Annotated in this window: 1 rRNA gene; it reads left to right on the plus strand. The window is 42.7% G+C overall.

What is annotated here, in order from left to right:
* Nucleotides 1-183: 183 nt before the first annotated feature.
* A 5S ribosomal RNA gene (rrf, locus tag LZP73_RS21250) occupies nt 184-255 on the plus strand; the annotation flags it as partial.

The raw sequence follows: 255 nt of genomic DNA on the forward strand, positions 1-255 counted from the left end.
GAGGCTTAACCATACAACCCAGATGGGTTTTACTGAACCTTAGATAGAATACAAGCGCTTGATAAAGTGGGTCATAAAATGCTCCAGGCATTTATGACATCAAGTACCTCCATGTACTTGAACTCAAAGCAAATCAGCTTTCCGAATTATTAATTGTGTCGAAGACACGATTAAGCAGTTTTGTCTGGAAACCATAGCATTGTGGCACCACCTGATCCCATCCCGAACTCAGAAGTGAAACGCAATCGCGCCGAT

This window comes from Shewanella sp. AS16, from assembly GCF_021412365.1.
GTDB classification, from domain to species: Bacteria; Pseudomonadota; Gammaproteobacteria; order Enterobacterales; family Shewanellaceae; genus Shewanella; species Shewanella salipaludis.